The organism is bacterium, assembly GCA_040755795.1.
Lineage (GTDB): Bacteria > UBA9089 > CG2-30-40-21 > CG2-30-40-21 > SBAY01 > JBFLXS01.
On sequence record JBFLXS010000262.1, the window covers coordinates 1 to 5,661 of the forward strand.

The 5,661-nt window shown below is 37.2% G+C and carries 4 protein-coding genes; 2 read left to right on the plus strand and 2 right to left on the minus strand.

The window, feature by feature from the left end; all coding sequences use genetic code 11:
* Positions 1-272: 272 nt before the first annotated feature.
* Entirely contained in the window at positions 273-668 is a 396-nt protein-coding gene (locus AB1414_14260; protein ID MEW6608586.1) for a hypothetical protein, read from the minus strand.
* 31 nt (positions 669-699) lie between these two features.
* On the opposite strand from AB1414_14260, the gene AB1414_14265 reads away from it, so the two are divergent.
* Positions 700-1,830, plus strand: coding sequence for a tetratricopeptide repeat protein (locus AB1414_14265; protein MEW6608587.1), 1,131 nt, complete (start codon positions 700-702; stop codon positions 1,828-1,830).
* A 1,277-nt stretch (positions 1,831-3,107) separates the two neighbouring features.
* Entirely contained in the window at positions 3,108-4,583 is a 1,476-nt protein-coding gene (gene murJ / locus AB1414_14270; GenBank protein MEW6608588.1) for a murein biosynthesis integral membrane protein MurJ, read from the plus strand.
* A 121-nt stretch (positions 4,584-4,704) separates the two neighbouring features.
* Here the strand turns inward: murJ and AB1414_14275 are convergent, their stop codons facing one another.
* Entirely contained in the window at positions 4,705-5,118 is a 414-nt protein-coding gene (locus tag AB1414_14275) for a hypothetical protein (GenBank protein MEW6608589.1), read from the minus strand.
* Positions 5,119-5,661 lie beyond the last annotated feature (543 nt).

Genomic DNA, 5,661 nt, shown 5'->3' on the forward strand with positions numbered 1-5,661 from the left:
ATGTATAACTGAAAGGTAATGAGTCTTGCGAAGTACTAAAATTTCCCATTTTTCATTTCCTATTTTACATTTTACATTTATTTTTCCTTTGCGTCTCTGCGATGAATTAGTTTAATCGCACAGGTGGAAAAATTGTGAATTGGCAATGGTGAATTGCGAATTGTGAATGAATGTAACATTGTCCAGTAAAACTTATGGGTAACGATTAGCAGAAAGTCAGGGAAAGAAGGGCCTATAGAGGTAGTCGAAGATGAGCATGGTATGAGGAGTGATTATCGTAAGAGCTGGAGAAAGTTCATCTGGCGGATATATGAGGTGGATCCGTTGAAGTGTCCGGAATGTGGTGGAGAGATGCACATTGTTGAAATTGTCTGCAAAAAAGAGGATATTGAGGAAATCCTGAAGACCATGCCAGAACCTAAGAACTTGTCCTGATGAATATCAGGAAATGGTTCTACCATGGCAAATGCCTCTGGAGGATGATACCCTGCCTGAATTCTCACCTGTTTCTTAACCCTACTTTTTCCCAACCAAAGCCAACCAGTCAGGATAAGTGTGTCCAAAATCTCATGGCTAAAGGTGAATTTTCTCATTTTTGCCTCATCAAAGTTATTTTTGAGTCTAATCTCTGATCTTTTTGGTAATCGGGCCAAAATTTTAATTGACATAAGATAAAATTTCTGGTAAAATATCCCCAGAATGAGCAGAAATGAAAAGGATATCCAAAAGCCCCAAAAAGCAAATTCCTATCAGTTTATGAAAAGACTTCTATTATTTGGAGTGTTAATTTTGTCTATAAGTTTTCTCTTTTTCCAGGGGATAAAGATAGGAATGCACAAAGGGAAGCGAGAAGATTCAAAAGCCAAAGAGGATATGGCTTCAACTTCTTCCTTCTCATCAGAGAAGAAAATAACAATTCCTATGCTACTTGAATCTATAAAGACGCTGTATAGAGGAATAAAGATCGAAACCCTAAAGAAAAAAGCTGCTTCTTATGCGGATAAAAAAAACTATAGCAAAGCTATTGAGCTTCAGAAAAAGGTTTTGGAACTTGCAAGAATAGAAAAAGACAAACAAGAGGAAGCGGTTACTTGTAACAATATAGCTGGTGATTATTTAAGTGCAAAAGATTACAACAATGCCATAAAATTCTATAGTATGGCTAGTGAGCTTTATCATAAGATGGACGATTCCAAAAGAGAAGCAGAAATGATTTTAAGTATAGCCAATATATACGACTACTATCTAAATGATAGTGAAGGTGCTATAGGACTATACATGAAAGCCCTGACTATTTTCAGAAAGATAGACTGTCTCTCTGAAGAAAGCTATGTATTGACAATGTTATCATCTCTTTATAGTAGAAGAGGAGAAAAAGAAAAAGCCCAATCTTTACATAAAGAGGCACAGTCTATTTTAAAAAAATCTGCTCATAGAAAGATTAAGGAATTTGAAACAGCGTTAGCTAAAGTCAATAAGCCAAAACAAAAAGTGAACCTCTTAAAGGATTTGGCCTCTGGGTATTGGACTTTAGGTAATAAACATAAGGCTATAATATGTTATGAAGAGGCACGGAGAATTCTAAAAGAATTAGGCTATGGTGTGGAAGAAGCAGGCATTTTAAGATTGACAGCAGGAATATATGAATCTATGGAAAATTATGAAAAAGCCTTACATTTACTTAACGAATCTCTTGCTCTTAGCAAGAAGTTAGATGATTCAGTGGGAAAAACTATTACATTGGATCATATAGCTCGCATTGAGAAAAAAATTAGACTAAAAGGGAAAGAAACGGAAGAAGGATCATATTTTCACATTTTACAAAAATAGGAATAGATAAAAACTGCTAACAAAAAAATGAACCAGACAGAACTGGTTATTTTTGGCGTCAGATTGTGACCTGTATGGTTAGCAGTTCAAGAACTATTTGTAAGCGTTAGTTTATGTAAGAAAAGGAGATAGAGGGGATAGGGAGATTACGGTATGATACATTAAATTACTGCCTCAGTAAGTAAATTTTCTTGATATTCTTCCATCTCCATATCCTTCTTTATCTCCTTATCCCCCTTCTTTACACCGAAACGGTTGCATTGCTTGTAATTTCTAACCGCACAGGTCGAAGAATTTCGACCTGTGCGGTTAAATGTAAAATGGACAATGTAAAATGAGAAATGTAAAATGAAAATGTATAACTGAAAGGTAATGAGTCTTGCGAAGTACTAAAATTTCCCATTTTTCATTTCCTATTTTACATTTATTTTTCCTTTGCGTCTCTGCGATGAATTAGTTTAATCGCACAGGTCGAAGAATTTTTCTTATCTCCAGCATACTAAAAAACTTAACTTTAAATTCCAAAATCCTTGTCCCCCAAATTCCTTCCTGAACTATTAGTTATTTCGTGGCTCTACAGAGATGTGGGTAAGTTTCAGTTTTTAAAATGCCAGTAATTTTGAGATTGTTCACCACAGAGAGTTTTACATTTTTTCTTATGTAACCTCTGTGGTTCAAAAATAGAGTTAATCCTTGGAATTAATTCTTTAAAAGTTCATCATTATTAGCTGCTATGAAAGGCTAAAGCCTAAAATTCGGTGGTGTCTTAATCTAGCATAAAGGTGGAAATAGTGTAAGAAAAGGAGATATGGGGATTATGGAGATAAGGAGATAAATTCATTCTAAAATTTTGCAAAGGACAATGAATAATCTCCATATCTCCCTTTATCTCCTTATCCCCTTTTGGACACCAAATCTGCCTAGATTTCACTATTAGCGTTATTTTCAGACACCACCTAAAATCCGAGCTAAAGCCTGAACTCCAATAACTTATTAGAGTTCTTTGTGTTCTTTGTGGTTAAAATGAGAATTAACCAGGTCTAACAACCTTCAATTCAGACATTAGACCGTAGACATTAGACTTTAGACTTTTCAATATACCGGATTAAGCCTCGTATAACCGCTTTTTAGTCTATGGTCTATAGTCTAAAGTCTTATGTCTGAATTGAGGTCTAACAACAGGACCAATTGACATATCTCAAGAATTATGGTATACTTTTACCATGATTTCACACAAGAGTGTAATTAAATCTATTGGAATAGTAACTTTAGGCACTATGTGCTCTCGAATATTGGGTTATATTCGTGATGTGCTTATTGCTGACAGATTTGGTGCCTCCACTGTTTCAGATGCCTTCTTTGCTGCATGGAGAATTCCTAATACCTTGAAGGAACTTCTGGGAGAGGGAGCACTAACAGGAGCATTTATCCCAATCTTTACTGAAGAACTACACACTAAAGGAAAGGAAGATGCCTGGATTTTAGCCAGTTTAGTATTTAATGGGCTTTTGTTTATCTCTCTGGTAATCACCCTGTTGGGAATAATATTAGCCCCTATAATTGTAGTAATTCTTGCCCCGGGTTTTGTGGGGAAAGATGTTTTCTCTCTTACCGTTACTCTTACCCGAATAATGTTTCCATTTACTATTTTCATCTGCCTATCTACCTTAGTAATGGGTATTTTAAATTGCTGCCGCCATTTCGCCCTACCTGCTTTAGCCCCTGCAGCTTTAAATCTTTGCTTGATCGGATCAATCTTCTTCTTATGCCCCCTTTTCACAGATCAACCTATCCTCGGTTTGAGCATAGGATTTCTCTCAGGAGGACTAATACAGTTATTGCTCCAGATTCCTGGCCTAATCAGTAAAAAGATGGAATACAGATTTATATTTAATCTCTTCCACCCGGTGGTAAAAAAGGTTCTTTTACTCATGGGCCCAAGAGCTCTTGGTTCAGCGGTTACACAATTTAACCTCACTATCTCTAATTTACTCGCTTCTCTGTTAATACCTGGTAGTATTTCAGCTCTCTTTTACTCTAACGGACTGGTTCAGTTACCATTAGCTCTTTTTGGGGTTGCTATTGGCACAGTGCTTTTCCCCACTATGTCTAAACAGGTAGCAGAAAGTAATATCCTTGAGTTAAAAAAAAGTATCTCCTGGGGATTGAGAATGGTGATCTTAACAAGTCTGCCAGCTACTATAGGATTGATGGTATTGGGGAAACCTATTATTCAACTTCTTTTTCAACATGGCAACTTTGATGCTGCTGATACGAATATTACCTATTTGGCACTCTTTTTCTATTCAGTAGGACTTCTGGGAATTAGTGGCTTAACAGTAGTTGTGCCAGCTTTTTATGCACAACATGATACATGGACACCAGTAAAAGTAGGAATGATAACAGTAGTTGTCAATATTATCTTCGGTCTGTTGCTCATGAGGCCGTTGGCTCAAGGAGGGCTAACCTTAGCTATCAGTATATCTTCCTTCTTTAACTTAGCTTTACTTCTGGCCATTTTGAGACGAAAAATTGGAGCCATAGAGGACAGGAGAATCCTTAAATCACTCTTTCAATCTCTGGCGGCATCATTTATCATGGGTGCTTTTTGTCGGTATATAGTGACTACAGAGTTATCCCTTTTACTTCAGGTAATAATAGGAGTATGTGGTGGGTTGATTATCTTAATCCTGGCATGTAAGGTGTTGAAGGTAGTAGAGATTGATTCAATCTGGAAGTTGATTCTCAGATAGCTCCTGACTTTTTGACCAATTCTACTAATGTATCTTCCTGTAAACACATACAAGAGATAAGAATGCTGATGGGGTAATTCTATCAGCAGCCCTTTACTGGCTTTGTCTTGCCCGCAGTGAATCAACGAAGAGCAAAAAAGTGTAAATATCGCACGAAATCACCAGGCCTTGTAGAAATAGCAAAACAACTACCGAATCGACCAAGGTAAAACGGCATAAACCCACCACATGAATGGATTACTGTTGCCCCACCACCAGGACGAAACCGGATGAAGCCAAAATTGCCCGAGAGTGAAGCGAGCTTTTCAGGTTTAGTCTCTGCCAGGTTTGTAATCTCACTGAATCGTTCTCCAGAGGCTTTTCCAGGAGAGTTTTCTAACACATCACGACCTTCAGCAAAGGCGAGCTGGTTGTTCTGAACTACCACCTTTAGACAGTTCTCCCGGAGGTTTCGGTAGAAAACCAGCACTACCTTATGCCAGGAGGCAAGATGAAGAAGGAGGTTCCAATCCACCTCTTCTTCAATCGCTGTCACCAATTGCGGATCCTTTTTCCTATTTATACTTTAGAGAGGCATATTTTGTGATTTCCTGTTACTATCAACTCAGGTTATCGGTTATCGGTTATCAGGTTATCGGTAAAGAGCAAGCAGTAGCCTGCTATCTCAAATTACTGATTACCTGATTACCGATTACCGATTACTTTAAATAATCACAATTTATACCCCACTGGAGTATAGAAACCTCTGCAAACAGTAGATAAGGAATTGCTGAGTAGAAATTGCTCTATCGCTGAGAACGGTTTGCATATACCAATCAGCACCTCTTTTTTAATTTATTCAAAAGGGGTATAACATAAAAGTTTCGTAGCACTTCAGCCATCTAACGCTATCAAATACAATAACTCGCCAAGAGTGTCCCTTTTATTCTCATTATTGAACTTTAGTCTCTATTGTAACCGTTCAGGCTATACATCAGAAGTGTAAGAAAGGGGATAAGGAGATAAGGGAGATATGGAGATGAAATAATAGAAATAGATTGAAATTTATAGAAATATGTAGAAATTGATTGCGGAAAAC

Coding starts and splice junctions, on each gene's coding strand:
- AB1414_14265 (MEW6608587.1), top strand. CDS start 700: ATGAGCAGAAATGAAAAGGATATCCAAAAGCCCCAAAAAGCAAATTCC.
- AB1414_14260 (MEW6608586.1), bottom strand. CDS start 668: ATGTCAATTAAAATTTTGGCCCGATTACCAAAAAGATCAGAGATTAGA.
- murJ (MEW6608588.1), top strand. CDS start 3,108: ATGTGCTCTCGAATATTGGGTTATATTCGTGATGTGCTTATTGCTGAC.